Here is a 26,601-nt window from a genome sequence, read left to right as displayed (position 1 = left end):
AAACGGCCATTAATTTATGAGGATATTTCTCATTCAGCTTTCAAGCCAGACATCCCGAGCCCAGTGCCAGACCGATTCCCAGCTTTCCTCAGTGACGAGCTCTTCTTCGCCCGACCAGAACACCACGGTGCCATCTTCCTCGACACAGTAGTAGTCGTCGCCATCCTGACAGATTGGGATCAACTCACGCGGAACGCCCATGTCCCAGGCCGTAGCGGCTACTTCTGGCAAATAGGTGTGTGACTGCGGATCGGTGACTGTCACGGGCTCCAGGCTGCCATAGACCACATCGCTGACCGTCAGCAGGAACTCCTTGAAGACGAACGGAATATTAATGAACAACTGTTCTTCGATTTCGACCAACTGGTCTTCGTCAGGCAACTCAAGCGGCACCGGTACCGGTTCGTTGGCTTCTCGGAGCTGTTCGATGACTTCTTCCACGGTTCTATCCTCTAACCTTTACGACACGCTGCGCGTTATACCCTAGTAGCCCACCGCGCTAAAAGCAAAACCCCGGGACTAGCCCGGGGTTTTTTGTGCAATGCCTCAAGATCAGCCGTTCTGGCGGATCCCTGCGACCAGCCAAGGCTGGTTCTCGCCTTGGGCGCGTTCCATGTTCCAACTTTCGCTGAACTGTTCGCCTTGGTCGAAGCGTGAGGTTTTCGACACACCGCTGAACGTCAGGGTGGCGATGGTCTTGTCGGCGCGGTCTTCGACGCCTTCAAGTTGCACGTCGAGGTTGTCGATGTAGGTAGATTGGAAGCCGTCGCCCAGATCAGCACGTTCCTGCTTGAGGAACTGCAGCATCTGCGGGGTGACGAACTCGGCAATCTTGTCCATTTCGTTGGCGTCCCAGTGCTGTTGCAGCGTCTGGAAGTGATTGCGCGCAGCGGCCAGAAAGTTCTGTTCGTTGAACCAGGCTGGTGCATTGATTACCGGACGGGCGGCGGCAGCAGGTGCGGCGGAGCCGCCGAAGATCGACGGCTGGGCAGTAGGCTGGTGAGCTTCGCGCTGGAACGGTGCGTGACCGGCGGCGGCCATTTGTGGCTGCTGCTTGCGACGACGGGCGGCGATGAAGCGGAACACCAGGAATGCGATCACAGCCATGATCAGGATGTCGAAGATCTGCATGCCTTGGAAGCCATCGCCCATGAACATCGAGGCCAGCAGGCCACCGGCGGCGATACCGGCCAGAGGACCGAGCCAGCGCGAGGCACCGCTGGCAGCTGCAGGTGCGCGACCTGGAGCGGTTGGCGAGGCGGCTGGGGTAGTCGGCGCAGCCTGGCGGGTTTGGTGCATAGGCGCGGCGCCCGAGCTTTTGCCGCCACCGAGGCGTTTGGCGTTCGCGTCGAGGCTCATCGTCAAGCCGATGCACAACGCCAGGGCGATGCTAAGAAAACGTTGCATAGAAGGGTATTCCCGTTTTGTGGATTGCACGCGCGTCATGTTGCACAGGTTGGAACGCGCATGACCAGAGCCAAGATGTTTCCATCTTTTGCCTAAGCAGGCTTTCCTCTACAGCGCTTCTAGCTTGGCATAGCCAAGCATCAGCCATTTGCTGCCTTCTGCGAAGTTTACCTGGACCCGTGCTTGGGCTCCGGAACCTTCGAAGTTGAGGATTACACCTTCGCCGAAAACAGCGTGTTGCACACGCTGGCCGAGGTTGAAGGCGGTCTGCGGAATGTTGGCATTGGCAAACAAACTGCTGCTGCTTTGCTGTTGTCCCGAGCCGAAAGGACGGCTGACGCTGTTGGACAAGCGCACTTCCTGGATCAGCCCAGCCGGAATCTCGCGTACGAAACGAGAGACCTTGTTGTAGGTTTCGCTGCCATAAAGGCGTCGGGTTTCGGCGTAGGTCATCACCAACTGCTGCATGGCGCGGGTGATACCGACATAGGCTAGACGACGTTCTTCTGCCAGGCGGCCTGGTTCCTCCAGGCTCATTTTATGCGGGAACAGTCCCTCTTCCATGCCCACCAGGAAGACATGAGGAAACTCCAGGCCTTTGGCGCTGTGCAGGGTCATCAGCTGAATGCTGTCTTCATGTTCGTCGGCCTGGGCATCGCCGGCTTCCAACGACGCGTGACCAAGGAAGGCTGCCAGCGGGGAAAGTTCGGCGTCTTCTTCGCTGGTTTCAAAGTTGCGCGCGGCGCTGACCAATTCCTCGAGGTTTTCTACTCGTGCCTGCCCCTTCTCACCTTTTTCTTCCTGGTGATAAATGATCAGCCCGGACTGCTCGATGACGGTCTGGGTCATCAGGTGCAGCGGCATTGCCATGACTTTTGCGGCAAGGTTCTCAATCAGCTCGATGAATGCCGCCAGGGCGCCTGCTGCGCGGCCTTTGAGGGCTTTGTTGGTGACCAGCAGGTTCATCGATTCCCACATCGACACTTCGGTATGCCGCGCGTGGTCGCGAATCGCCTCGACGGTTTTTTCACCGATGCCCCGTGGCGGAACGTTGATCACCCGCTCGAGAGCGGCGTCGTTGCCGCGTCCTTCGAGCAAACGCAGGTAGGCCATGGCATTCTTGATTTCGGCTCGCTCGAAGAAGCGTTGACCACCATAAATGCGATAAGGGATACGCTCGCGCAGCAAGGCCTCTTCAAGTACACGGGACTGGGCGTTGGAGCGGTACAGGATGGCAATGTTGCTGCGGGCCAGGCCCGTCTTCAACACGCTTTCGATGGTTTCGACCACATAGCGCGCTTCGTCATGTTCGTTGAAGGCGGCGTAGAGGCTCAACGGTTCACCATCGCCACCATCGGTCCACAGCTCTTTGCCCAGGCGATCGCTATTATTGGCAATCAGGGCGTTGGCTGCCTTGAGGATCCCGGCGGTAGAGCGATAGTTCTGCTCCAGACGGATCATTTCGGCGTCGGGGAAGTCGGCGCTGTACTGGTGAATATTCTCGATCTTGGCGCCGCGCCAGCCATAAATGGATTGGTCGTCGTCACCGACAACCATCAGGCTGTCACCGCCTTTGCAGAGCAGGCGCAGCCAGGCGTACTGCACGGCGTTGGTATCCTGGAACTCGTCCACCAGCACATGGCGGAAGCGCCTCTGATAGTGTTCGAGCAGGCCGGGGTGGTCGCGCCATAGATCCAGCGCGCGCAGTAGCAGTTCGGAGAAGTCGATGACGCCGGCACGTTGGCACGCGGCTTCGTAGGCTTCATAAATGCTACGCATGGTGCCCAGGTACAGATCACCACTGGCCTGGATGTGCTGTGGTCGCAACCCTTCGTCTTTTTGCCCATTGATGAACCACTGAGCCTGGCGCGCTGGCCATCGTTGCTCATCGAGTCCCAGTTCGCGGATGACTCGCTTGACCAGTCGTTGCTGGTCATCGCTGTCGAGGATCTGGAAGTTCTGGTTCAAGCCGGCTTCCTGCCAATGTGCACGCAGCAGACGATGGGCCAGGCCGTGGAAGGTGCCTACCCACATGCCGGCTGGGTTGATGCCCATCAGTTGCTCGATACGCTGGCGCATCTCGGCAGCGGCCTTGTTGGTGAAGGTCACCGACAGAATCGAGTGTGGCGAGGCCTGCTCGACCTGGATCAACCAGGCGATACGGTGCACCAGCACCCGGGTTTTGCCAGAGCCGGCACCGGCCAGGACCAACTGACGACCGACGGGGGCCGCTACGGCCTGACGTTGGGCGTCGTTGAGAGAGTTCAACAGGAGAGAGAGATCATCGCGCATCCGAGCATTTTAGAGGCGCGAGCAACCCTTGGGCAAATATACAGTAGAAAAACTTGTTGCCGCTGACCAGTCGGTCATCGGTCTGTAGCCCAAGGCCTGCGTGCTTGAGCGCTTTTCGTCGCAAAGGCGGATAGCAAAATAATGATCCAGAGCATTTTGGCGTGGCTGTCTGCTTGTGTATGCTCCGTGCACGTTTAGGGCTGACCATTACAAGAACACTGCCTATGACATCTGGTTCCAGCCCCGTTGATGTGCCGCTGGGCGCGCGCGGGAGCATTCGCAAACAGTTCGCTACGCAACTGGCGGTAGAGCGCACCCGTCTGCTCTATCAAGGCTCGCTGCTGCCCACTTTATTCATGCTGCTCAATGGACTTGTCTGTGCCTGGATGCTGTGGAGCCCGGCGCGTTACCTACAGGTCAGCGTCTGGGTAGTCTGGTTGATGGCGTTGGTAGCACTCAGAGTTATCCAGGTCGCAGCGTTTGACTCCGCGATGCCGGAGCGCCAGGCCAAGCCAGCCTGGTGGCGAATGTTTTTATTCGGTTCGGCCTTCAGCGGACTCACCCTGGCCAGCGCAGCCATTGCCCTGGTCCCTGTGGATAACTTTGTGCAACAGGCGTGGGTGTTCGGCTTGCTCGGGGCGGCGACGTTGTCCGCCAGCATCGCCTACGCAGTCAGTCTGCCCGCCTTCCTCAGCTTCACTTTGCCGTGCTTGCTGCCTCCTATTGTCTTTTTGTTCTGCACTGGCGATGAGCAACAACGAGGCTGGGGCTGGCTGGGCCTGATTTTGCTCGGTGCCTTGCTGGTAGTCGCCTGGCAGGTCAATCGGCTTATCGAAGGCGGCCTGCTCAAGCGCTTCCAGAACCAGGCGTTGATTGAACATCTGCAGGCCGTGCAGTTGCGCAGTGAGCGTCTGAATCAGGCTCTGGCTGGCGAAGTTGAACAGCGACGACAGGTAGAAGAGCAACTGCGGGAGGCCCAGACGGGATTGGAGTCGCGGGTAGCTCAGCGCGGGCTGGAGTTGGACCAGGCCAATCAAGCGCTAGGCAAGAGTGAGCAGCGCCTGGCATTGGCCTTGGAGGCCAGCGAGCTGGGCTTGTGGGACTGGAACCTGGAAACAGATGAAATCCATCATACCCAGCTTCGAGAGCTGTTCGGCCTCGAACAGGCCCAGGTACGCAGTGTACGCAACGACCTCAAACCTCGTCTGCACCCCGATGATCTGCCGCTTTTACGACGCACACTGGTTGAGCATCTCAAGGGTCGCACCGAGGATTACCGGGTCGAGTACCGCATACGCCATAGCCACGGACACTGGTGCTGGATCGAAGACCGGGGCAAGGCGGTGGAGCACGACGCCAACGGCAAGGTCTTGCGCATGCTAGGTACGCGTCGCGATATTTCTGCGCAGAAGGCACAGGAAGAACAGCAGCGCCTGGCAGCAACAGTGTTCGAGGCGGCCAGCGAAGGCATTGCCATTCTTGGTCCTGATTTCGAATTGCTGGCGGTCAACCAGGCGTATTGCGAAGTCACCGGTTATTGTCGTGAAGAGTTGCTTGCGCGCAATGCCTTGGAATTGCCCTGCAGCCGCGATGCAAGACGGCACAGTGCCGCCATCGAACAGGCGCTGGATCAGCAGGGGCGCTGGCAGGGTGAGCTCGTCGAAGCGCGCAAGAATGGAGACCTGTACCCACAGTGGCTGCAATTGAACGGTGTACGCGACGCTCGCGGTAGCATCAGCAACATTGTGGGTTTCTTTACCGATCTATCGACTCGTCGTGAGTCGGAAGAGCGCCTGCGTTACCTGGCCCATTACGACGAACTGACGGGACTTGCCAATCGAGCACTTTTCCGCCTGCGCCTGCACGATGCCGGTCAGCGGGTTCGCGTTAATGGCCGGAGCCTGGCGTTACTGCACATTGATCTGGATCGTTTCAAGCTGCTCAACGAAGGTCTTGGTCATGAGCTGGCGGACCAGTTGCTCAAGAAAATGGCCCGACGTATCGCCAATGCAGTGCCCGAGGCCGACACCGTGGCGCGTTTGTCGGGTGACGAGTTTGCCGTGTTGTTCGATGGCTATAACAACCTTTCCAGTCTGGTCAGGGTCACAACGCGTCTACTCGACAAATTACGTGTGCCGCAGCGTCTGGATGGCCACGAGGTGGTGATCAGTGCGTCCGTAGGCATCAGTTTGTTGTCAGATGCCACCTTCGACGTGGGTGCTCTGGTCAGCCAGGCAGATATGGCCAAGCAACATGCCAAGCATCTGGGCGGCGACAGCTTCCAGTTCTACACCGAGAATCTTCGAGCCAGCACACTTGAGCGGCTGCAGTTGGAGAACCATTTGCGCAAAGCCATCGAGGAGCGACAACTGCTGGTCTATTACCAGCCCAAGTTGTGCTTGCGTCAGGGGCGACTACTGGCGGCCGAGGCGTTGGTGCGTTGGCAGCACCCACAATGGGGCATGGTGCCGCCAAGTGAATTTATCGGACTTGCTGAGGAGACAGGTCTGATCGCGCCTATTGGCGAATTCGTACTGCGCCAGGCGTGCTGGCAGGCCCGCGAATGGCAGCGCCAGGGTTTGACGCCGATTCGGGTCTCGGTGAACCTGTCGGTGCACCAGTTGCGACAGGGCAAATTGGTCAGCCTGGTCCGTCAGGTCTTGGAAGAGAGCGGTCTGGAGCCGCATCTGTTGGAACTGGAACTGACCGAGAGCCAACTGCTCGATAGCGTCGAACACATCATTACAACCTTCGAGCAATTGCATGAGCTCGGCGTAAAGCTGGCTATCGATGATTTTGGAACCGGTTATTCGTCACTCAGCTATCTCAAGCGCTTTCCGGTGGACTACGTAAAGATCGATCAGGCCTTTATACGTGGCCTGCACGAAGGCAGTGAAGATGCGGCCATAACCCGGGCGATCATTGCAATGGCCAAGAGCCTGGAGCTTAAAGTGGTGGCCGAGGGCGTGGAGACGATGGAGCAGCTTACCCTGCTGCGTGAACAGGGGTGTGACGAAGTGCAAGGCTACTTGATCAGCAAGCCCGTAGGCGCGGCTGCATTCAGTGCCCTGCTCGGACGAAGCATGGCGAGCTTCATGGAGTAGCAGGCCTTTCAGAAATGAAGGCCTGCCACGAGAACATCAGTATGTGGTCATGATGTCGTTGATGGTGCACAGCAAGTTACCCTCGTAATGCACACGTACGCAAGTGATGTCGCGGTTGCTCTCACGCATTTCGAAGGTGACCTGTTTCTCGGTAACGACCGTAAGGAATGTGCCTTCTTTTCGCTCGAGTATCAGTTCCAGGTCGATGCCTTCAGGTTCATTCATAACCATTAACTTCTGAGCCATGAGCAGTACTGGAGTGACTGCTGGGCTGTCCACGGTTACGGTGCCGTGGACTCGAAAACATGGGCCTTCAGTACTTGGCATGCGGTCATATTGAGCATGCCAGTCTTTGCTTTGGATAGTCATATCTTTCATTCCTCGATAAAGGGTTTGCAATGCGGATTGCAGGTCCATCATCGAGCAATAGAGGCTGTCAGATTCAGCAGGAAAACCTTCAGTCGTGCCAGGCGCGGCTTTGGCGTGCCAGCAGGCTATGAGCCTGCTCAGGTCCGTTGGCGCCGGCAGGATAAGGACGTGGGGCCTGAAAGTGCTCCTGCCAGCCATTGAGGATTGGGTCGATCCAGGTCCACGCCGCTTCGACTTCATCACGGCGCATGAATAGGGTCGAGTCGCCTGAGAGCACATCCAGCAGCAAGCGCTCGTAGGCATCCCATCGGCGTGTCTGGCCGAATACCTGCGCCAGGTTCAAATTCAGTTCGACGGGCTCCAGGCGCATCCCCTTGCCGGGCGTTTTGGTCATCATTTGCAGGCTGATGCGCTCATCGGGCTGCAATTGGATCAGCAACTGGTTAGCCTGGTCGCCCTCGAACAGGCGATGAGGCACGGGTTTGAACTGGATGACAATCTGCGAGGAGCGCTTACCCATACGCTTGCCGGTGCGCAGGTAGAAGGGCACGCCGGCCCAGCGCCAGTTTTCTATATGGGCTTCAACGGCGACGAACGTTTCGGTATCACTGTCGTTATCGACATCTTTCTCGAAGTAGTACGCAGGAACCTCTTGCCCGCCGATCTTGCCCGCACCGTATTGGCCGCGTACGGTTTTGTCTTGCACGTCCTGACCGCAGATCGGCTTCAGCGCTCGCAGGATCTTTACCTTTTCATCACGCACAGCCTCGGCTTCGAACTGCGCGGGTGGCTCCATTGCGACGAGGCAAAGTAGCTGTAGTAGGTGGTTCTGCAGCATGTCGCGGGTGGCGCCGGCACGGTCGTAATAGGCGCCGCGATTTTCCACGCCGAGCGTTTCGCAGACGCTGATCTGAACATGATCGATCTGGCTGTTACGCCATACCGGTTCGAGCAGGGCATTGGCAAAGCGCAGCGCCATGAGGTTCTGCACGGTTTCCTTGCCCAAGTAGTGGTCGATTCGAAAAACCTGTGACTCATCGAAAACTGCGCCGATGGCCTGGTTGATAGCCGTGGCCGATTCCAGCGAGTGGCCGATAGGCTTTTCCAGAACGATGCGCGCCTCATTATCGGCCAGACCCGACACTTTCAGATGGTTGGCGATGGGTACGAACAGGTTCGGGGCAGTAGCGAGGTAGTAAACGCGAGTCAAGCCGCCGGCTTCGCCAAGAAACCGCGCCAGACGGCCAAAGTCGGCGCTTTGGGCGGCATCCATGGAGAAGTAGTCCAGACGCGCGCAAAAGCGTGCCCAGACATCTTCATCGAAGTCATTGCGGGCAATTTGCGCGCGACAGTGGCGTTCCACCAGCTTCAGGTATTCGCTGCGTGGCAGGTTGCGCCGGGCCAGGGCAATGATGCGTACGGCAATATGGAGACGGCCCTCGCGATACAGGTGATAGAGCGCCGGAAGTAGCTTATGCAGGGCCAGGTCACCGGTGCCGCCGAACACCATGATGTCGCACGGGATAGTCAAATCACTACTCTCACAGTTCGTTTAGCTGGGCGGGTCGCCGGTCATGTAGTATAACTACAAGAAAGCTACAACCCGGTCAGTCGATCATAACCGAGTCCTGCCCTTGAATCTGTTGCAACACATCGCCCAGTCGCGCCATCTGCTACGCAAATCGGAACTCAAGGTTGCCGATCATGTGCTGCTGGATCCAGCAGCCGTCATGCACAGCTCCATGGCCGATCTTGCCCACAGCGTTGGAATCAGCGAGCCGACCATCGTACGTTTTTGTCGCGCCATTGGTTGCTCAGGGTTCCAGGATCTCAAGCTCAAGCTGGCACAAAGCCTGGCGGCCGGCGCCAGTTTTGGCCAGTTTGCCATTCATGAAGACGACTCGGTCGCCGACTATAGCCTTAAGATTTTCGACACTACACTGCACACCCTGATGGAAGTGCGCGAGCATCTCGATCCCCAGGCCCTGCAGCGGGCAGTGTCCGCCATGGCCCAGGCCCAGCGCGTCGAGTTCTACGGCTTTGGCGCTTCCGGTGCGGTAGCGGCGGACGCCCAGCACAAGTTTTTCCGCCTGCTGCTTACGGCGGCAGCTTACTCCGACCCGCACATGCAGGCGATGTCGGCGGTAACGCTCAAGCCTGGCGATGTAGCTATCTGTATTTCCCAGTCGGGTCGCTCGAAGGACTTGCTGATTACGGCCAACCTGGTGCGTGAGAGCGGGGCCACGTTGATTACACTGTGCCCTAGTCAGACGCCTCTGGCTGAATTGTCGACGGTCAATCTGGCCATCGACGTGCACGAAGATACCGAAATCTATACTCCTCTGACGTCGCGTATTGCGCACTTGGTGGTGATCGATGTGCTCGCCATGGGCGTGGCCATGGCGCGTGGCCCAAGCTTGGTCAATCACCTCAAGAGCGTTAAGCGCAGCTTGCGCAGCCTGCGTTTGTCGCCCAAGTCGATCAAGGCAATGGACGACTGATACGGATTTACCCTGGCTCTTCGGGTTCATCGATTTGTCATTGGCACGCCGCCAAACCGTAATGCCGCGAGGTCAGGCTGAAACTCCCGCACTCGATCAGGGAGATATGCAATGGCTCGTGAATTCGATGGCTCGTATCAGCCCAGCGCCAAGTCCCGCAAGCAACAGGAGAAAGATCAGCGCCGCATGGAGTTTCGCCGCGCGATTGAAAGTTACTCCGAGCAGCGTCGCCTGCTCCAGGAAATCGCCGACTACCCGGAGTTGAAGGCGATTAACCTGTGGCAGGTATCTGCGGCAGAGTCCCCGAAAAACGCTCAACAAGTGTGCTGATTTGCGCACGTTCGCTGCGAATGAATGCTAGAAAGGCCAAGGCCACCGGTGATTGCCGTTTTGCCTTGGCCTGCACCACGCACCAACTGCGATAAAGCGGCAGCTCTTCAACGGGTAGCTCCCGTAGTACGCCGGTAGCCAACTCCAGGTTAAGCGCATGGCGAGTCAGCAGGGCAATGCCCAGGCCTGCAATTACGCACTCGCGCTGGGCATCGGTCGAAGCCACCTCCAGGGTCTGGGCGAAGTGCACGCGCTTTTCCTTGAAGTACTCCTCGCAGGCCTTGCGTGTTCCCGAGCCTTGCTCGCGAACCAGTAGAGTATGCGGCTCCAGATCCTGCAGGCGCAGGTTTTCCAGCTTGCACAGTGGGTGGTCGGGAGGGGCGACGGCGACGATTGGATTGTTGAGGAATGGCAGGAATTCGAGGCCCATGTCCTGTGGCACCATGGACATGATGATCAAGTCGTCCCGGTTGTCCGAGAGGCGGCGGATAGCCTGGGCACGGTTGACCACGTTGAGTGTCAGGTTAACCTCAGGATGCATGCGCTTGAAGGCGGCAAACAAGTGCGGGACGAAGTACTTGGCGCTCGACTCCACCGCAAGCTTCAGTTGCCCTTGTAGTGAGCCCTGCATGTCGGAAAGCTGCATATCGAGGCTTTCGAGGCGGCCGAATATATCGCGGCTAGCGCGTTGAAGCGCTTCTGCTGCCTCGGTCAAATAGAGCTTTTTTCCGACGTACTCGAACAAGGGCTGCCCCACCAGTTCTTCGAGCTGGCGGATTTGTAGACTAACGGCGGGTTGCGTCAAATTCATCTCTGCAGCTGCGCGACTGTACGAACGCAAATCACAGACCTCATTGAAGATCTGCAATTGACGCAATGTCATACGCATCAATGACTTACGCATTTTTCCTGGTGCTCCAGCAAAACCCTGTAACAGCACTATAAGCTTTTGCTAATGCACACCCTAATAAATATTGATTTTTGTTTATCCAGAGACAGCGCTAAGTTAAAGATGCGACTGGCCAGCGACGACTGGTCACGCGCCGACCGGCACCGCCGGCTCGTTTGTTCTAGCGGCCTTGGGAATACTCCAGTGATAAAAAAAATCCTGATCGCCAACAGGGGTGAAATTGCAGTTCGGATCGTGCGTGCTTGCGCCGAGATGGGCATTCGCTCCGTGGCGATCTACTCCGACGCCGACCGCCACGCCTTGCACGTCAAACGTGCTGATGAGGCGCACAGCATTGGTGCTGAGCCCCTGGCTGGCTACTTGAACCCGCGCAAGCTGGTGAACCTGGCAGTGGAAACCGGATGTGATGCATTGCATCCCGGTTATGGCTTTCTGTCGGAGAACGCTGAACTTGCGGACATCTGCGCTGAGCGTGGTATTAAGTTCATCGGCCCGGCAGCGGAAGTCATTCGTCGCATGGGTGACAAGACTGAAGCTCGCCGCAGCATGATCAAGGCCGGTGTGCCGGTAACGCCAGGCACAGAAGGCAACGTCGCGGACATCCACGAAGCACTTGAGGAAGGTGACCGCATTGGTTACCCGGTCATGCTCAAGGCAACCTCCGGCGGCGGCGGCCGCGGTATTCGTCGCTGCAACAGCCGCGAAGAACTGGAACAAGCATTCCCACGGGTGATTTCCGAGGCGACCAAGGCTTTTGGTTCGGCGGAAGTCTTCCTGGAAAAATGCATCGTCAACCCCAAGCACATCGAAGCCCAGATTCTTGGCGACAGCTTCGGTAATGTTGTGCATCTGTTCGAGCGCGACTGCTCGATTCAGCGTCGCAACCAGAAGCTGATCGAAATTGCCCCCAGCCCGCAACTGACCCCGGAACAGCGTGCCTATATTGGCGACCTGTCGGTGCGCGCAGCCAAGGCCGTGGGGTATGAGAACGCCGGCACCGTGGAGTTCCTGCTCGCCGAAGGCGAAGTGTACTTCATGGAAATGAACACCCGGGTGCAGGTGGAGCACACCATCACCGAGGAAATCACCGGTATCGACATCGTTCGCGAGCAAATTCGTATTGCTTCGGGCCTGCCGCTGTCGGTCAAGCAGGAAGATATTCAGCACCGCGGCTTTGCTCTGCAGTTCCGGATCAATGCTGAAGACCCAAAGAACAACTTCCTCCCCAGCTTCGGCAAGATCACGCGTTACTACGCCCCAGGCGGCCCCGGCGTACGTACCGATACGGCGATCTATACCGGCTATACCATTCCACCGTTTTACGACTCCATGTGCCTGAAACTTGTGGTGTGGGCATTGACCTGGGAAGAAGCCATGGACCGCGGCCTGCGCGCCCTGGATGACATGCGCGTGCAAGGGGTGAAGACCACTGCCGCCTATTACCAGGAAATCCTGCGTAATCCGGAGTTCCGCAGCGGTCAGTTCAATACCAGCTTCGTTGAAAGCCATCCGGAACTGACCAACTACTCGATCAAGCGCAAACCCGAAGAGCTGGCCCTGGCCATCGCTGCCGCCATTGCCGCCCACGCAGGCCTGTGAGGAAACCCATAATGTCCAAGAAGATCTTTGTTACAGACACAATCCTGCGCGACGCCCACCAGTCCCTGCTGGCCACTCGCATGCGTACCGATGACATGCTGCCGATCTGCGACAAGCTCGACAAAGTCGGCTACTGGTCGCTGGAAGTCTGGGGCGGGGCGACTTTCGACGCCTGCGTGCGTTTCCTCAAGGAAGATCCGTGGGAGCGTTTGCGCAAACTTCGTGCTGCGCTGCCTAACACTCGCCTGCAGATGCTGCTGCGCGGCCAGAACCTGCTGGGCTACCGTCACTACAGTGATGACGTGGTCAAAGCCTTCGTGGCTAAAGCCGCTGTCAACGGTATCGATGTGTTCCGTATCTTCGATGCCATGAACGACGTGCGGAACCTGCGCGTGGCCATTGAAGCGGTCAAGGCTGCCGGCAAGCACGCCCAGGGCACCATCGCCTACACCACCAGCCCTGTACACACCATCGACGCTTTCGTCGCTCAGGCCAAGCAGATGGAAGCCATGGGGTGCGATTCGGTCGCGATCAAGGACATGGCGGGCCTGCTGACCCCTTATGCCACCGGCGAATTGGTCAAGGCTTTGAAAGCCGAGCAGTCACTGCCAGTGTTCGTTCACTCTCATGACACCGCTGGCCTGGCCGCCATGTGTCAGCTCAAAGCGATCGAGAATGGTGCCGATCATATCGACACGGCCATCTCCAGCTTTGCCTGGGGCACCAGCCATCCAGGTACCGAGTCGATGGTGGCCGCCCTCAAGGGTAGCGAGTTCGACACCGGCCTGGACTTGGAGCTACTGCAGGAAATCGGCCTGTACTTCTATGCCGTGCGCAAGAAGTACCACCAGTTCGAAAGCGAGTTCACCTCTGTCGACACCCGCGTTCAAGTAAACCAGGTTCCAGGCGGAATGATTTCCAATCTGGCCAACCAGCTCAAGGAGCAGGGCGCTCTCAACCGCATGAGCGAAGTGCTGGCTGAAATCCCGCGCGTGCGTGAAGACCTGGGTTTCCCACCGCTGGTTACGCCAACCTCGCAGATCGTCGGTACCCAAGCGTTCTTCAACGTGTTGGCAGGTGAGCGTTACAAGACTATCACCAACGAAGTAAAGCTGTACTTGCAAGGCGGCTACGGCAAAGCGCCAGGTGTGGTCGATGAGAATCTGCGTCGCCAGGCCATCGGTAGTGAAGACGTTATCGATGTGCGTCCGGCAGACCTGCTCAAGCCGGAAATGGCCAAGCTGCGTGCCGATATCGGCAACCTGGCCAAGTCCGAAGAGGACGTGCTGACGTTCGCCATGTTCCCGGATATCGGGCGCAAGTTCCTCGAAGAGCGTGAAGCCGGCACCCTGACCCCAGAAGTGCTGCTGCCAATTCCTGAGGCCGGCGCGGTGGCATCGGCCGGTGGTGAAGGTGTGCCAACCGAATTCGTTATCGACGTTCACGGTGAGACCTACCGCGTTGATATCACTGGGGTTGGCGTCAAGGCTGAAGGCAAGCGTCACTTCTACCTGTCCATTGACGGCATGCCGGAGGAGGTGGTGTTTGAGCCGCTCAATGAATTCGTTGGCGGCGGGAGCAGCAAGCGTAAGCAGGCCAGCGCACCGGGTCATGTCAGCACCACCATGCCGGGCAACATCGTCGATGTGCTGGTCAAGGAAGGTGACATGGTCAAGGCTGGTCAGCCCGTACTGATTACCGAAGCGATGAAGATGGAGACTGAAGTCCAGGCGGCCATCGCCGGCAAGGTCACTGCCATTCACGTGGCCAAGGGCGACCGCGTGAACCCGGGCGAGATCCTGATCGAGATCGAAGGCTGATTTACACGCCTTCATCTACAAGCGGTTAACCTCTGGGGAGCATTTGCTCCCCTTTTTTTGCCTAGGTCTGCGATAGCAGCGAGCACAGCCCGCTGCGAAGTTTATACGCCAACGCTAGCGGGCACTCCGGCAGGCTTGCAGTGTGAGCAGCTGGCCTGTTGGTCGCTGGTTGTCTTCCCCTAGCCAGCGCTCAAAGCCTGCCGCAATCGCAGGCCATTCATCGTCGGTAATCGAGAACCAGGCTGTGTCGCGGTTACGATCCTTAATCACCATGTGCTTGCGAAACACGCCTTCGAAGCTGAAGCCGAAGCGTTCGGCTGCTCTTTTTGAACGGGCGTTGTCGTTATTGCACTTCCACTCCAGGCGGCGGTTGCCCAGTTCGAACCCCAACTTACCCAGCAGGTATACGGCCTCTGTGCCCTTGGGTGAGCGTTGCATGGCTGCGCCAAAGGCAATATGGCCGATCTCGATGCGGCCTTGGTCGGGCACGATGGACATCAAGCTGAGAATCCCTTGAGCCTGGCCACTGGCCAGATCAATGACGCTGTAGAACAGCGGATCGCTGCTGGCTGCGTTGCTATCAAGCCAATGGTCGAAGTCTTCTCGTTCAGTAAAGGGGCCGTAGGCAAGATAGTCCCAGAGCGTGGGGTCCGATTCCGGTCCTTGAAACACCTGCCAGAGGTCTTCACGATCGCGCCGGGGATCGAGTTTCTCCAGGCGAATGAAGCGACCTACCAGGGTTTTGGCTTGCGGACGTTTGGCCGGGTGCCAGTTCAACGATGCACTCATGTGAAGGCTCCAGGTTTACAACGGTTTGCGAAACTGGATAAACCCAGGACGCTCGGCAACCTGTTCGTAGAGACTGATTGCGGTGGCGTTGGTTTCGTGGGTCAGCCAGTGAACCTTGGCGCAGCCAGCTTCGCGGGCGGTGGCGTAAACAAATTCGATCAATTGGCGGCCAACGCCGAGGCCACGTTGTTCGCTTCGGACAAACAGATCCTGCAGGTAGCATGCGTTCTCGATGCTCCAGTTGGATCGATGATAGATCCAATGAACCATGCCTACTGCCTTGCCATCGACCCAGGCCAGCGCGGCATTGGTGGGCTCACCTGGATCAAGCATGCGCTCCCAGGCCACTGCTGTCACTTCGTCGTCAAGATGGGTTTCGTAGAAGCTCAGATAAGCCTGCCAGAGTGGCAGCCAGACATTGTGGTCGTCAGCGCAGACGGGACGAATAGTTACGGTTGGCATAGCAGGTTCCCTCAAGGTTGGCGCATCAGTGTGGCCAGTTGGTTGTCCATGGGATCAGAGCTGTTGGCCAGGGCCGAGCGAACGCCTTCGATATCGACGGCTGAGCGGTTCTGACTGAGTTTTCGGGTACCTTGCAGGCGATCGATAGGCAGCGCAAAACCGACAATGGCCTTGAGCATCCCGGCCATGTAGTCGCTGGGTGCGTCGTCTACCGACCAAGGTTTGGCCTGGCGCTGTTCATGGTGGTCGCTCAAGCGGCGGACGATATCGAGCAAACGCTCGGCATCGTGAAACACCTCGGCTTGACCCCAGGCATGCACGGCCTGGTAGTTCCAGGTTGGCACGGTGCGGGGATCTTCAAGCTTGCTTGGATAATAGCCAGCACTGACGTAGGCGTCGGGACCGGCAAACACCACCAGTGCCTCGGCGCCGTCGGCCAATTCCTGCCATTGGCGATTGGCGCGGGCAAAGTGTCCATAAAGCGTACCGTTGCTGCCCTTGCTACGATCCAGCAACAGCGGCAAGTGACTGGCCTGCAAACCCTGCTCGCCGTGAGTAACCAGAACGGCCAAGCGTGTCTGTTCGATTTGCTGTTGCAGTTGGGAAAGGTCGGTTTCCTTGTAGCTCGAAGGTGTGAACATGAGGATTGTCCTTGGCGAATGGCTCAATCCTAGGCAGGCTAATGGTCTATGTTAAGAGCCATTTACAGCTAATTTGATAGGTCCATTGTTATGAGCGAGCGTCCGTTTTGCTTGCCGTTCGACCCCACGGGTATTGTTCTTGATCGCCGCCAAGGCTTGAGCCGTCAGCTGTACCAAGAGCTGCGCGTACGGGTGCTGGATGGCCGTTTGAGCAGTGGCACGCGCCTACCGGCGACTCGAGACATGGCCGCTGCGTTGGCGTTGTCACGTAACAGTGTGGTGCGCGCCTACGACCAGCTGTATGCCGAAGGCTTCATCGAAAGCCGGGTGGGTGACGGGACCTACGTCAGTCAGCTTCCAAAACTATCCACAAAAATATCCACAGGGTTATCCCTGGGCTTTTCCACAGGTTTATCCACAAATTCGCCTGAAAGCACTGATATTTTATCCAGTGAAGTTATCCACAAAGGGCCCTTGGAGCGCCTGCAGCGACATCATTTGCCTGCGCCAAAAAGTGGTCCTCCACGGGCTTTTCGCGTCGGTTTGCCGGCGCTGGACCTGTTTCCTTTTGACGTCTGGGCCAAGCTGCAGGCGGGATTCTGGCGCAACCCGGATCCGCAGGCCTTGGGGTATGGGGATCCGGCAGGAGAGACTCAACTTCGTGAATTGATTGCGACTTATTTGCGTCGATCTCGCGGACTTTCCTGCAGCGCTGAACAAATTGTGATCACCAGCGGCGCGCAGCAAGCCATTAGCCTTTGTGCACAGTTGCTGCTGGAGCCTGGGGATGGGGTGGCTGTGGAAAACCCTGGGTATCGTGCTGCTGGTAACGCCTTCGCTCTGACGGGAGCGCAGGTGCATGGCATTGCGGTGGACAGCGAGGGGCTGGACTGTGCTGCACTTGATGCCATGGTGCAGTGTCGCTTGAGCTATGTGACGCCCTCGCACCAGTACCCCACTGGCGTCACGATGAGTTTGGCCCGGCGTCTGGAGCTGCTGGAATGGGCACAGCGCAAGGGTGGCTGGATCATCGAGGACGACTACGACGGCGAATATCGTTACAGCGGCGCGCCTCTGGCACCGTTGGCAGCGCTGGATCGCAGCGGGCGTGTACTGTATGTCGGCACGTTCGGCAAAATTGCTTTTCCTGCATTACGACTGGGCTATCTGGTGCTGCCGCTACAGTTGGTGCAGGCCTTTTCTCGCTGTCGGGCGCTGGCTGTCAGGCATTCGGAAGTGGGTACCCAGGCTGTCTTGGCGAAATTCATGGCCCAGGGGCATTTTCAGCGACATATTCGCCGAGTACGGCGTGCCGCCCTGAGTCGGCGAAATGCGCTTCAGATGGGGTGGCCTGTGGATATCCCGGGAATTGGTCCCATGCCCGAGGTAGCGGCAGGGCTGCACTTGAAAATCGATGTCGACAGCTACGCGCGTGAGCAGACGTTGATCGCCCAGGCCGAAGCGGTCGGCGTTGAGCTCAATGCCTTGAGCGACTACTGGCTGCCAGACTCGGCAACACCTGTGGATGAGCGCGCTGGATTAGTGCTGGGTTTTGCCGCAGTGGACGAAGCGCATATTGCTGATGCGCTCGTACGTCTGCGGCGTGCGTGGGGCGGCTAGATGCGCCGCTGCCGTGCGGTTAAGCGCGTTCGAATCCTTCCAGGACGTTAACGGCGTTTATACCGATTTCTTCGACGGCATAGCCACCTTCCATGACAAACAAGGTCGGCTTGCCTAGACGAGCAATGCGCTCGCCCATCTGCAGGTAGTCCGGGCTGTCGAGCTTGAACTGGGAGATGGGGTCGTCCTTGAATGTATCGACCCCCAATGACACCACGATCACGTCTGGCGCATAAGCGGCAATGCGTTCACAGGCTTGCTCCAGAGCATTGCTCCAAGTGGCCCAGTCACTGCCTGCCGGTAGTGGGTAATTGACGTTGTAACCCAGGCCCTCACCTTCGCCTTCCTCGTCGGCATAACCCAGGAAGAATGGAAACTCGGCCTGCGGGTCGCCGTGAATCGAGGCGAAGAGTACGTCGCTGCGCGAATAAAAGATTTCCTGGGTGCCATTGCCATGGTGGTAGTCCACGTCAAGGATGGCCACTTTGCTGTGGCCTTGATCAAGAAAGGCCTGGGCAGCAATGGCGGCGTTGTTCAGGTAGCAGTAGCCGCCCATCACATCGCTTGCCGCATGGTGTCCTGGTGGGCGGCATAGGGCAAAGGCGCTGCGCGCACCGGCTTGCACTGCCGCTTGGGCGGTCAGCGCAACCTGCGCGGCACTATAGGCTGCCTTCCAGGTGCCAGCAGTGATCGGGACTCCCGCGTCGAAGCTGTAATAGCCCAGTTCACCATGCAGGCCCTTGGGTTTGATGCTACGCAAGGTTCGTGCTGGCCAGGTAAAGGGCAGCAGGTCACCCTCGTGGCCGAGGGCGGACCAGCGCTGCCAGGCACCCTCGAAGAAATTCAGGTAATCGGCGCTGTGCACGCGTAGCAGTGGTGCGCGGCCAAAGTCTGTCGGACCCTGTACCGGGCCCAATTCACGGGTCTTGACCCGCTCAAGTACATGGTCTGCACGTGAAGGCATTTCAAAGCAGGGCATGAGTTGCCCATCGATCAACTCGCAGCGGCCGTGATGAAGGCGATGATCGTCAGAATAAATTGTCAGCATTTATTGTTCTCCGGAGTCTCTGGCGTGGGCCCATTGTTGATGGACCAGCTCCGGTTCTGAACGGCGAAAACGGCCAAAAGGGGATCGATATGGCCAGTCTGGCCGTCCGCTTTTCGCCGCTAGGTGCGGAAATGGCTGGGTGCTACGCCGCTCCAGCGCAAGAACGCATGACGAAAGCTGGCCGTTTCGCTGAAGCCCAGCACCTCTGCGATTTGATAGATCGGCAGTTGGTCCTCGGCCAGCAATTGTTTGGCACGCTCGAATCGCAACTCATCGAGCAACTGCTGATAGCTGCTGCCCAACTCCTGCAGATGTCGTCGCAGGGTGCGCGATGAACAATTCATCTGCTTGGCCAGGCCCTCCAGTCCAGGCGCGGCATTCAACTGATCGAGAAGCAGTTGGCGGATGCGCCCCAACCAGGCTTGGCGACCGGTGAACTCCAGATTCTGCCGCCGGCAGCGCTCGCTCATGGCGCGGTGGGTTATCTGGTCTGCCAACGGCAGTGGCATGTCCAGCCAGCGACGTTCAAAGGCAAAGGCATTGTCGCCGGCACCGAAATGCAGTGGGCAGTTGAAAGTTTCAGCGTACAGCGATTGGTAATCGGGGCAGGTATGGTTGAAGCGGGAAGCGATCAACGGCAGTGTCTGCCCGAGTAGGTCATCGCAAATCACTTTCAGTGAGGTCAGGCAAAATTCGGCGTTGAATGCAGCCAGGCAAGGATCCGCACGATAATTGCTGGCGCTGAACCAGATGCGCTCACCGTCTTCGATCAGGCGTAGCTGAAAAAGTGTTCCCAACAACGCCGGATACTGCATTGCCAGGCGCAAAGCGTCACCTAAGGTGGCACTGGAGAGCAGGGCGTAACCAAGCATGCCGTAGCAGGAAACGTGCATGCGTCGTCCCAATTCCAAGCCCACTTCGCGACGTCGTGCCACAGCATTGGCACACACCAGCATCTCCTGGCGGGTGGTGATGCGTGAATCGGCGCGGCCCAGGTCTGACGGGCTGATACCGCTACCTTCGAGCAGCGCAGAAGCCTCGATGCCGTCATCCTTGAAGGCTTGAATAACCAACGACACAGCATTGAGCGTTGTGAGGTGTGAGTGGAGCATGGCGGGGCTTCCTGCTGAAGGGCTATCTGCAAACCAGCAATATGCGTGCCTTGCTGGAATCAGCACAGCTCTCCACACAGATCCAGTTCGATCAGGCGCCGTATTTCTGCTGGCGGCAAACCCGTGCCGAGCAGTAGCTGCAGCTTGCCGAATGCCGCTTCACGGGTCATTCCGCCGCCCGATACCACACCAACCTGGCGCAAACGGCTGCCCGCTTCATAAACGTCCAGTTCGACGCCGCCCTCATGGCATTGGGTGATTGCCACCACCACTACATCTTTGCTCTGGGCTTGCCTCAGCACATCGAGAAAGCCGGCGTCGTCGGCCGGACCGGTGCCGCTGCCGAAACACTCCAGGATAAGGGCCTGCGCACCGCTGTCGAGCGCCGCTTGCAACAAAGCAGCGCCGAACCCGGGTACCAGTGGCAATACAGCGACAGTCGCAGGTTGCCAGGCTTGTCGGTAGTTCAGCGCTGCTGGTAAAGGCTGCGCCTTGGGTGCGCCGCCCAAGCGTTTGAGCATGACGAATGGATGCCGACCGAAACTGCGCACCTTGGCGGTTCGATTGGGTTCGAGCAGTTCTCCATGAAAATACAATTGCACGCCCGCGACTGCGCCTTGAGTTAGCGCTTGCAGGGCCCCGACGAGGTTTTCCCAGGCATCGCTGTCGGCTGTGCCCGCGGGTAGCATGGAACCTGTGAGCAGTACGGGCGCTGGCAAACCAATGAGCTGGAAACTCAGGGCGGCAGCGCTGTAGGCGAGGGTGTCGGTACCGTGCAGTATCAGCACCGCGTCGCAGTGCTGTACCTCGATGGCATCGATGATCGCTACACGCAGGCGCTGCCAGTAGCGGGGCGTCATGTTGGCGCTATCGATCAGCGGCTGCATTTCGCGAAACTGCCACTGCGTTATATCGGTACGCCCGGTCAGGTGTTCGCGCATCCTTTGCTCGAGTCCCGACGCCGGAACCAGGCCGTTGGCACTGGCCTGCATGCCAATGGTACCTCCGGTGTACAGCACCATGATCTTACGAGCGGGATATGCAGTAGCCATTACGCTGTCTCCGTGGTCGGCCAGGGTTTAGCCGAGCACAGTACGTCATCATCAGCCTGGCTGTCAGCGGGCATAAAAAAAGGGCCCGGGGAATGATCCCTGGGCCCTCAAAAGGTGAGAGGTGTCTAGTCCCTCGACCTGGTGAGCGGTGTTACAGCATCGGTTACGCTTTGAGCGGGACCAGACGCGGAGCAATCATGTTTTCCGGACGCAGGATGTCGTTGAGCATCTCTTCGTCCAGCAGGCCTTCCTCGCGGACCAGTTCCAGCACACCACGGCCACTTTCCAGGGCGATGGCAGCGATACGGGTGGCGTTCTCGTAGCCGATGTACGGGTTCAAGGCAGTGACCAGACCGATCGAGTGTTCGACCAGTTCACGGCAGCGTTGTTCGTTGGCGGTGATGCCGACGATGCAATGCTCGCGCAGCATGTCCATGGCGCGCTGCAGCAGGCGGATCGAGTCGAAGATCTTGTAGGCGATCAGCGGCTCCATGACGTTCAGCTGCAGTTGGCCACCTTCAGCGGCAACGGTCAGGGCCAGGTCGTTACCCATGATGGCGAAGGCCACCTGGTTGACTGCTTCCGGGATAACCGGGTTGACCTTGCCTGGCATGATCGAGCTGCCTGGCTGGCGCGCTGGCAGGTTGATCTCGTTGATGCCGGTACGTGGACCGCTGGAAAGCAGGCGCAGGTCGTTGCAGATTTTCGACAGCTTGACCGCGGTACGCTTGAGCATGCCGGAGAACAGGACGAAGGCGCCCATGTCCGAAGTCGCTTCAATCAGGTCGGCGGCAGGTACCAGCGGCTGGCCGCTGATGGTCGCCAGGCGCTGTACCGCCAGGGACTGATAGCCAGGGTCGGCGTTGATGCCGGTGCCGATGGCGGTACCACCGAGGTTGATTTCGGTCAGCAGTTCTGGCGCCAGGGAGCGCAGGCGGTTCAGGTCTTCGGTCATGGTAGTGGCGAAGGCACGGAATTCCTGGCCCAGGGTCATCGGCACAGCGTCCTGCAGCTGGGTACGGCCCATCTTCAGTACGTGGTCGAATTCCTGGCCCTTGGCGGCGAAGGCCTGGATCAGGCTGTCGAGGCTGGCCAGCAGCGCATCGTGACCCAACAGCAGACCCAGACGGATCGCAGTCGGGTAGGCGTCGTTGGTGGACTGCGCCATGTTCACGTCGTTGTTCGGGTGTAGATACTTGTACTCGCCCTTCTGGTGACCCATGGCCTCCAGCGCAATGTTGGCGATTACTTCGTTGGCGTTCATGTTGGTAGAAGTACCAGCACCGCCTTGAATCATGTCAACCACGAACTGCTCGTGGTAATCACCGCGGATCAGGCGGGCGCAGGCCTCGCTGATGGCGGCGTGCTTGGCATCGCTCAGGTGACCCAGTTCACGGTTGGCGTCGGCAGCGGCCTGTTTGACCATGGCCAGGGCAACAACCAGTTTAGGGTAGTGCGACAGCGGAACACCGGAGAGGTGGAAGTTGTTGGCAGCGCGCAGGGTCTGGATGCCGTAATAAGCATCAGCAGGGACTTCAAGGGTGCCAAGCAGGTCTTTCTCAACGCGGAACGATGCAGCAGCGGACATGATAGATATCATCTCGAATTTGACCCGGCACATGCCGGAATGGCGCTAATGCTAGGCCGGGGGGGATTTTGCGGCCAATGCTGTTGCACGCTAACCTATGCACAAACGGCATAATGGTTGATGTGACGCCAACCGACATTCGAGCGTGTGCCATTTTGGTGCATGCCTGGAGAGACAAATGAACCTCGAAAGCAAATGGCTGGAAGACTTCAGCGCCTTGGCGGCGACCCGCAGCTTTTCCCAGGCCGCCGAGCGCCGATTTGTAACGCAGCCGGCCTTCAGTCGACGCATACGCAGTTTGGAAGCCGCACTGGGACTGCAGTTGGTGAACCGTTCCCGCACGCCCATTGAGTTGACCGCAGCGGGGCAGCTGTTTCTAGTGACTGCGCGCACCGTTGTCGACCAGTTGGGCGAAGTTCTCCGTCATTTGCATCACTTGGAAGGTGGTCAGGGGGAGGTTATCCAGATCGCAGCAGCGCACTCGCTGGCGTCCGGCTTTTTTCCGCGCTGGGTCGCTCAACTCCGCAACGATGGTTTGAACATTGCTACGCGCCTAGTCGCTACTAACGTGGGCGATGCGGTGCATGCGCTGCGTGAGGGTGGCTGTGACTTGATGCTGGCCTTCTACGATCCGGACGCAGCCCTGCAAATGGATGCCGAGATATTTCCATCGCTACACATGGGGACGACCGAAATGTTGCCGGTGTGTGCGCTGGGAGCCGATGGCAAGCCGCTGTTCGATCTGGAGGGTGAGGGCAGCGTGCCCCTGCTGGCCTACAGTGCGGGTGCATTCCTTGGTCGCTCGGTTAACTTGCTATTGCGCCAGCGTAACCTGCGCTACACCACTGTCTATGAGACTGCTATGGCCGATAGCTTGAAGAGCATGGCGCTGGAAGGGATGGGGGTTGCCTGGGTGCCACGACTGTCCATGCGTGGCGAGTTGGAGCGGGGTGAGCTGGCAATTTGTGGTGCAAGCCAATGGCATGTGCCTTTGGAAATTCGTCTTTATCGGTGTGCCTTGGTACGCAAGGCCAACGTGCGGTTGTTGTGGCGCAAGCTGGAATCCACAGGCGTGCACGCTGGCCAGGCTGAATGAGGATGTCTACTCGCTGAGCATACGGTCCAGGTGTTCAGCGATGGTGGCACGGTTAGCATCGCTGTATCGGTAGCAATTGGAGCGCAGTGGGTGGCGTTCGGGGTAGACGTAGGTCTCGCAGATCCATGGGTTGTAGCGCAATTCAGCGGCTTCGTGAGTGGCTCCCATCAAATGGCCCAGCTCATGTGCCAGTGCAGTGTAGGTGGTGAGTGATGCGACGCCGTAAGGGTAAAGCCTGCTGGCAAGACCGGCGACGGTGCCGGCCTCCGGCCCATCGAGGGGGCCGAAACCATTGCGAGTGAGCAGCAATGCTTTTCCATACTCGGGCGCAGGCGCGGTTTGACGAAAGGTCTTCAAGGTGTTTTCAGGTGAACTCTGCCAGTACGCAATGTCGGTAACACCCGCGACGTTGCGCTGAAAAATCACCTCGATGGAATGCTGGGTGATCTGGCGCATTTCATCTAGCCAGGGTTGTACATAGCCTTTGCGTAGCTGCTCGTCGCTGGTGTCGGCCAACTCGTCATGAGGGTACAGCATGACGATGAATGATGAGGCGGCCATGGCTTGGCCAAGATGTGTACAGGCAAGTAGGACAACAGTCATTGCGTAACATTTGAAGTGATTCATCTGGCGCCCCTCCTTGGGACTTGTTTGGGTGCCCAATGATGTTTTGGAATCGGCGCAAGCAGCATTCGGAAAATTGCCCAGCAATAAACTCAGCCTTTGATCTGTCGGAGTGCGCCAAGGGGTGGGCGTGTGTATACGCCATGGGCTATAATCCCGCGCCTTCGGCCACACCGGTCGATTCAGAATCCGAATGACAAGCCACGCCGGTCCACCTGCGTGGCTTGTTGCTTTTAGCGCGCCGCACGGCGCTTGCAGGAGAGGCTCGACGATGAGTGCACTGGTTGGCGTGATCATGGGCTCCAAGTCCGATTGGTCCACCCTTAGCCACACCGCCGATATGCTGGAAAAACTCGGCATTCCCTACGAGGTCAAGGTGGTTTCCGCCCACCGCACCCCGGATTTGTTGTTCCAGTATGCTGAAGAGGCCGAAGGCCGTGGCATTGAGGTGATCATCGCTGGAGCGGGGGGCGCTGCCCACCTGCCAGGCATGTGCGCCGCCAAGACCCATCTGCCTGTCCTGGGTGTGCCGGTACAGTCGTCGATGCTCTCCGGAGTCGACTCGCTGTTGTCGATCGTACAGATGCCAGCCGGTATTCCGGTCGCCACCTTGGCTATCGGCAAAGCTGGCGCCATCAACGCTGCGCTGCTCTCGGCGAGCATTCTGGGCGCCAAGCACCCGCAGTTCCACACGGTGTTGAAGCAGTTCCGCGCTGAGCAGACAGACAGCGTTCTGGATAATCCAGATCCGCGTCAGGCTTGAGGTCCAACCCATGAAAATCGGTGTAATCGGTGGCGGCCAATTGGGTCGTATGCTGGCTTTGGCGGGAACTCCGCTGGGCATGAACTTCGCCTTCCTTGACCCCGCCCCGGATGCATGTGCAGCCCCCTTGGGCGAACACCTGCGCGCCGATTACGGTGACCAGGACCATCTGCGTCAGTTGGCCGACGAAGTCGACCTGGTAACCTTCGAGTTCGAAAGCGTACCGGCTGAAACCGTTGCCTTCCTCTCGCAATTCGTGCCGGTCTATCCGAGTGCAGAATCGTTGCGGATCGCACGTGATCGCTGGTTCGAAAAAAGCATGTTCAAGGACCTGGGCATTCCGACCCCGGCGTTTGCCGATATCCAGTCGCAAGCCGATTTGGACGCTGCAGTCGCCACGATTGGCCTGCCTGCCGTGCTCAAGACCCGTACCCTGGGTTATGACGGCAAGGGTCAGAAGGTGCTGCGCACGGCCGAGGATGTGGTAGACACTTTCGCTGAACTGGGTAGTGTGCCTTGCTTGCTGGAAGGCTTCGTTGCGTTCAGCGGCGAAGTCTCGCTGATTGCCGTGCGTGCTCGCGATGGTGAAACCCGTTTTTATCCGTTGGTGCACAACACCCACGAGAACGGCATCCTGCGTCTGTCGGTGGCCAGTGAAGACCATTTGCTTCAGAAACTGGCCGAAGATTACGCGGGTCGTGTGCTCAAGCAACTCGACTACGTCGGTGTGCTGGCATTCGAATTCTTCGAAGTCGATGGCGGCCTGAAAGCCAACGAGATCGCACCACGCGTACATAACTCCGGGCATTGGACCATCGAAGGGGCCGAGTGCAGCCAGTTCGAGAACCACCTGCGCGCCGTTGCCGGCCTGCCGCTTGGTTCGACTGCCAAGGTCGGCGAGAGCGCAATGCTCAACTTCATCGGCGAAGTCCCAGCAGTACACCAGGTGGTTGCCATCGACGAATGCCACCTGCATCACTACGGCAAGGCCTTCAAGGTCGGCCGCAAGGTGGGTCACGCCACCCTGCGTTGTGATGACATGGCGACCCTGGAGCAAAAAATCCAGAAGGTCGAAGCGCTGATTAAGGGTTAATTGGAACCTTCCCCCACCGCTGTCCCTCTGATGGCAGGATGCCAAAGCGCTGACTAGGCTTTGGCATGCGCCATTTCATTCAGAGGGATTGCCATGGGTATCATCGGAACCATCTTCATCGGCCTGATCGTCGGATTGCTGGCACGCTTCATCAAGCCTGGCGACGACAGCATGGGCTGGATCATGACCATTCTCCTGGGTATTGCCGGTTCGCTTGCTGCGACCTACGGCGGTCAGGCGCTGGGCATCTACCAGGCTGGCGAAGGCGCGGGCTTCCTGGGTGCGCTGGTGGGGGCGGTCATTCTTCTGGTGATCTACGGTATGGTCAAAAAGAACTGACAGCAGGCTAGAATGCTCGGCAATTTTCGTTGTCGAGCATTT

The 26,601-nt window shown here is 58.4% G+C and carries 24 protein-coding genes; 10 read left to right on the top strand and 14 right to left on the bottom strand.

The window, feature by feature from the left end:
• Nucleotides 1-33: 33 nt before the first annotated feature.
• The 3 genes from D3Z90_RS26415 to uvrD all read right to left on the bottom strand — a co-directional run bounded on the left by D3Z90_RS26415 (nt 34) and on the right by uvrD (nt 3,699).
• Entirely contained in the window at nt 34-441 is a 408-nt protein-coding gene (locus tag D3Z90_RS26415) for an SMI1/KNR4 family protein (RefSeq protein ID WP_136478803.1), read from the bottom strand.
• A gap of 111 nt (nt 442-552) precedes the next feature.
• Nucleotides 553-1,407, bottom strand: a complete 855-nt coding sequence (locus D3Z90_RS26410; protein WP_136478802.1) for a Tim44 domain-containing protein — start codon at nt 1,405-1,407, stop codon at nt 553-555.
• A 108-nt stretch (nt 1,408-1,515) separates the two neighbouring features.
• Nucleotides 1,516-3,699: a DNA helicase II gene (gene uvrD / locus D3Z90_RS26405; protein ID WP_136478801.1), complete on the bottom strand. Its 2,184-nt coding sequence runs from the start codon at nt 3,697-3,699 to the stop codon at nt 1,516-1,518.
• A gap of 224 nt (nt 3,700-3,923) precedes the next feature.
• Between uvrD and D3Z90_RS26400 the strand changes: the two genes are divergently transcribed.
• A complete protein-coding gene (locus tag D3Z90_RS26400) occupies nt 3,924-6,803 on the top strand; it encodes an EAL domain-containing protein (protein ID WP_256658291.1) in 2,880 nt (959 codons plus the stop codon).
• Between the two features lie 36 nt (nt 6,804-6,839).
• Here D3Z90_RS26400 and D3Z90_RS26395 read toward each other — a convergent pair whose 3' ends face one another.
• Nucleotides 6,840-7,172, bottom strand: a complete 333-nt coding sequence (locus D3Z90_RS26395; RefSeq protein ID WP_136478799.1) for a hypothetical protein — start codon at nt 7,170-7,172, stop codon at nt 6,840-6,842.
• Between the two features lie 88 nt (nt 7,173-7,260).
• Entirely contained in the window at nt 7,261-8,703 is a 1,443-nt protein-coding gene (gene zwf, locus D3Z90_RS26390) for a glucose-6-phosphate dehydrogenase (protein ID WP_136478798.1), read from the bottom strand.
• A gap of 103 nt (nt 8,704-8,806) precedes the next feature.
• Between zwf and hexR the strand changes: the two genes are divergently transcribed.
• Together hexR and D3Z90_RS26380 are read left to right on the top strand one after the other, a co-directional pair.
• Nucleotides 8,807-9,673: a transcriptional regulator HexR gene (gene hexR, locus D3Z90_RS26385; protein ID WP_038616018.1), complete on the top strand. Its 867-nt coding sequence runs from the start codon at nt 8,807-8,809 to the stop codon at nt 9,671-9,673.
• A gap of 111 nt (nt 9,674-9,784) precedes the next feature.
• The gene (locus tag D3Z90_RS26380; RefSeq protein ID WP_136478797.1) at nt 9,785-10,003 is read left to right on the top strand and encodes a PA3496 family putative envelope integrity protein; all 219 of its coding nucleotides are present in this window, start codon (nt 9,785-9,787) and stop codon (nt 10,001-10,003) included.
• Here the strand turns inward: D3Z90_RS26380 and D3Z90_RS26375 are convergent.
• Nucleotides 9,945-10,907: a LysR family transcriptional regulator gene (locus D3Z90_RS26375; protein ID WP_136478796.1), complete on the bottom strand. Its 963-nt coding sequence runs from the start codon at nt 10,905-10,907 to the stop codon at nt 9,945-9,947. The two genes, D3Z90_RS26380 and D3Z90_RS26375, sit on opposite strands and share 59 nt — an antisense overlap.
• A gap of 189 nt (nt 10,908-11,096) precedes the next feature.
• Here D3Z90_RS26375 and D3Z90_RS26370 point away from each other — a divergent pair, with 189 nt between their 5' ends.
• Both D3Z90_RS26370 and oadA read left to right on the top strand, forming a co-directional pair.
• Nucleotides 11,097-12,512 carry an acetyl-CoA carboxylase biotin carboxylase subunit gene (locus D3Z90_RS26370; protein WP_136478795.1) on the top strand — a complete coding sequence of 472 codons (1,416 nt, stop codon included), beginning with the start codon at nt 11,097-11,099 and terminating at the stop codon, nt 12,510-12,512.
• Between the two features lie 11 nt (nt 12,513-12,523).
• Nucleotides 12,524-14,332, top strand: coding sequence for a sodium-extruding oxaloacetate decarboxylase subunit alpha (oadA, locus tag D3Z90_RS26365; RefSeq protein WP_136478794.1), 1,809 nt, complete (start codon nt 12,524-12,526; stop codon nt 14,330-14,332).
• A 114-nt stretch (nt 14,333-14,446) separates the two neighbouring features.
• Here the strand turns inward: oadA and D3Z90_RS26360 are convergent, their stop codons facing one another.
• The 3 genes from D3Z90_RS26360 to D3Z90_RS26350 are packed head-to-tail and all read right to left on the bottom strand — an operon-like array spanning nt 14,447 to nt 16,224.
• A complete protein-coding gene (locus D3Z90_RS26360; protein WP_136478793.1) occupies nt 14,447-15,121 on the bottom strand; it encodes a GNAT family N-acetyltransferase in 675 nt (224 codons plus the stop codon).
• A gap of 15 nt (nt 15,122-15,136) precedes the next feature.
• Nucleotides 15,137-15,583: a GNAT family N-acetyltransferase gene (locus tag D3Z90_RS26355; RefSeq protein ID WP_136478792.1), complete on the bottom strand. Its 447-nt coding sequence runs from the start codon at nt 15,581-15,583 to the stop codon at nt 15,137-15,139.
• 11 nt (nt 15,584-15,594) lie between these two features.
• The gene (locus tag D3Z90_RS26350; RefSeq protein ID WP_136478791.1) at nt 15,595-16,224 is read right to left on the bottom strand and encodes an FMN-binding negative transcriptional regulator; all 630 of its coding nucleotides are present in this window, start codon (nt 16,222-16,224) and stop codon (nt 15,595-15,597) included.
• Between the two features lie 90 nt (nt 16,225-16,314).
• Here D3Z90_RS26350 and D3Z90_RS26345 point away from each other — a divergent pair, with 90 nt between their 5' ends.
• On the top strand, nt 16,315-17,844 hold the full coding sequence (locus D3Z90_RS26345) for a PLP-dependent aminotransferase family protein (RefSeq protein ID WP_136478790.1): 1,530 nt from the start codon (nt 16,315-16,317) through the stop codon (nt 17,842-17,844).
• Nucleotides 17,845-17,863: 19 nt separating this feature from the next.
• Here D3Z90_RS26345 and D3Z90_RS26340 read toward each other — a convergent pair whose 3' ends face one another.
• The 4 genes from D3Z90_RS26340 to aspA form a co-directional block, all read right to left on the bottom strand.
• Nucleotides 17,864-18,892 carry a histone deacetylase family protein gene (locus D3Z90_RS26340; protein ID WP_136478789.1) on the bottom strand — a complete coding sequence of 343 codons (1,029 nt, stop codon included), beginning with the start codon at nt 18,890-18,892 and terminating at the stop codon, nt 17,864-17,866.
• Nucleotides 18,893-19,011: 119 nt separating this feature from the next.
• Entirely contained in the window at nt 19,012-20,004 is a 993-nt protein-coding gene (locus tag D3Z90_RS26335; RefSeq protein ID WP_136478788.1) for an AraC family transcriptional regulator, read from the bottom strand.
• Nucleotides 20,005-20,063: 59 nt separating this feature from the next.
• The gene (locus tag D3Z90_RS26330; protein ID WP_136478787.1) at nt 20,064-21,056 is read right to left on the bottom strand and encodes an asparaginase; all 993 of its coding nucleotides are present in this window, start codon (nt 21,054-21,056) and stop codon (nt 20,064-20,066) included.
• Between the two features lie 163 nt (nt 21,057-21,219).
• The gene (gene aspA, locus D3Z90_RS26325) at nt 21,220-22,644 is read right to left on the bottom strand and encodes an aspartate ammonia-lyase (RefSeq protein WP_136478786.1); all 1,425 of its coding nucleotides are present in this window, start codon (nt 22,642-22,644) and stop codon (nt 21,220-21,222) included.
• Nucleotides 22,645-22,822: 178 nt separating this feature from the next.
• On the opposite strand from aspA, the gene D3Z90_RS26320 reads away from it, so the two are divergent.
• The gene (locus D3Z90_RS26320) at nt 22,823-23,740 is read left to right on the top strand and encodes a LysR substrate-binding domain-containing protein (RefSeq protein ID WP_136478785.1); all 918 of its coding nucleotides are present in this window, start codon (nt 22,823-22,825) and stop codon (nt 23,738-23,740) included.
• A 6-nt stretch (nt 23,741-23,746) separates the two neighbouring features.
• Here the strand turns inward: D3Z90_RS26320 and D3Z90_RS26315 are convergent, their stop codons facing one another.
• The gene (locus D3Z90_RS26315; protein ID WP_136478784.1) at nt 23,747-24,367 is read right to left on the bottom strand and encodes a hypothetical protein; all 621 of its coding nucleotides are present in this window, start codon (nt 24,365-24,367) and stop codon (nt 23,747-23,749) included.
• 268 nt (nt 24,368-24,635) lie between these two features.
• Between D3Z90_RS26315 and purE the strand changes: the two genes are divergently transcribed.
• The 3 genes from purE (at nt 24,636) to D3Z90_RS26300 (ending at nt 26,559) form a co-directional block, all read left to right on the top strand.
• Nucleotides 24,636-25,127, top strand: coding sequence for a 5-(carboxyamino)imidazole ribonucleotide mutase (gene purE / locus D3Z90_RS26310; RefSeq protein WP_009402441.1), 492 nt, complete (start codon nt 24,636-24,638; stop codon nt 25,125-25,127).
• A gap of 10 nt (nt 25,128-25,137) precedes the next feature.
• A complete protein-coding gene (locus tag D3Z90_RS26305; RefSeq protein ID WP_136478783.1) occupies nt 25,138-26,220 on the top strand; it encodes a 5-(carboxyamino)imidazole ribonucleotide synthase in 1,083 nt (360 codons plus the stop codon).
• A 93-nt stretch (nt 26,221-26,313) separates the two neighbouring features.
• Nucleotides 26,314-26,559: a GlsB/YeaQ/YmgE family stress response membrane protein gene (locus D3Z90_RS26300; protein ID WP_136478782.1), complete on the top strand. Its 246-nt coding sequence runs from the start codon at nt 26,314-26,316 to the stop codon at nt 26,557-26,559.
• Nucleotides 26,560-26,601 lie beyond the last annotated feature (42 nt).

The organism is Pseudomonas sp. DG56-2 (assembly GCF_004803755.1).
Lineage (GTDB): Bacteria > Pseudomonadota > Gammaproteobacteria > Pseudomonadales > Pseudomonadaceae > Aquipseudomonas > Aquipseudomonas auratipiscis.
This window is presented reverse-complemented; position numbering and strand designations above follow the sequence as displayed.

Excerpts from the sequence above, each read along its gene's own strand:
- D3Z90_RS26410 (WP_136478802.1), bottom strand. The coding sequence starts at position 1,407 with ATGCAACGTTTTCTTAGCATCGCCCTGGCGTTGTGCATCGGCTTGACG.
- uvrD (WP_136478801.1), bottom strand. The coding sequence starts at position 3,699 with ATGCGCGATGATCTCTCTCTCCTGTTGAACTCTCTCAACGACGCCCAA.
- D3Z90_RS26400 (WP_256658291.1), top strand. The coding sequence starts at position 3,924 with ATGACATCTGGTTCCAGCCCCGTTGATGTGCCGCTGGGCGCGCGCGGG.
- D3Z90_RS26395 (WP_136478799.1), bottom strand. The coding sequence starts at position 7,172 with ATGACTATCCAAAGCAAAGACTGGCATGCTCAATATGACCGCATGCCA.
- D3Z90_RS26380 (WP_136478797.1), top strand. The coding sequence starts at position 9,785 with ATGGCTCGTGAATTCGATGGCTCGTATCAGCCCAGCGCCAAGTCCCGC.
- D3Z90_RS26375 (WP_136478796.1), bottom strand. The coding sequence starts at position 10,907 with ATGCGTAAGTCATTGATGCGTATGACATTGCGTCAATTGCAGATCTTC.
- oadA (WP_136478794.1), top strand. The coding sequence starts at position 12,524 with ATGTCCAAGAAGATCTTTGTTACAGACACAATCCTGCGCGACGCCCAC.
- D3Z90_RS26360 (WP_136478793.1), bottom strand. The coding sequence starts at position 15,121 with ATGAGTGCATCGTTGAACTGGCACCCGGCCAAACGTCCGCAAGCCAAA.
- D3Z90_RS26355 (WP_136478792.1), bottom strand. The coding sequence starts at position 15,583 with ATGCCAACCGTAACTATTCGTCCCGTCTGCGCTGACGACCACAATGTC.
- D3Z90_RS26350 (WP_136478791.1), bottom strand. The coding sequence starts at position 16,224 with ATGTTCACACCTTCGAGCTACAAGGAAACCGACCTTTCCCAACTGCAA.
- D3Z90_RS26345 (WP_136478790.1), top strand. The coding sequence starts at position 16,315 with ATGAGCGAGCGTCCGTTTTGCTTGCCGTTCGACCCCACGGGTATTGTT.
- D3Z90_RS26340 (WP_136478789.1), bottom strand. The coding sequence starts at position 18,892 with ATGCTGACAATTTATTCTGACGATCATCGCCTTCATCACGGCCGCTGC.
- D3Z90_RS26335 (WP_136478788.1), bottom strand. The coding sequence starts at position 20,004 with ATGCTCCACTCACACCTCACAACGCTCAATGCTGTGTCGTTGGTTATT.
- D3Z90_RS26330 (WP_136478787.1), bottom strand. The coding sequence starts at position 21,056 with ATGGCTACTGCATATCCCGCTCGTAAGATCATGGTGCTGTACACCGGA.
- aspA (WP_136478786.1), bottom strand. The coding sequence starts at position 22,644 with ATGTCCGCTGCTGCATCGTTCCGCGTTGAGAAAGACCTGCTTGGCACC.
- D3Z90_RS26320 (WP_136478785.1), top strand. The coding sequence starts at position 22,823 with ATGAACCTCGAAAGCAAATGGCTGGAAGACTTCAGCGCCTTGGCGGCG.
- D3Z90_RS26315 (WP_136478784.1), bottom strand. The coding sequence starts at position 24,367 with ATGAATCACTTCAAATGTTACGCAATGACTGTTGTCCTACTTGCCTGT.
- purE (WP_009402441.1), top strand. The coding sequence starts at position 24,636 with ATGAGTGCACTGGTTGGCGTGATCATGGGCTCCAAGTCCGATTGGTCC.
- D3Z90_RS26305 (WP_136478783.1), top strand. The coding sequence starts at position 25,138 with ATGAAAATCGGTGTAATCGGTGGCGGCCAATTGGGTCGTATGCTGGCT.
- D3Z90_RS26300 (WP_136478782.1), top strand. The coding sequence starts at position 26,314 with ATGGGTATCATCGGAACCATCTTCATCGGCCTGATCGTCGGATTGCTG.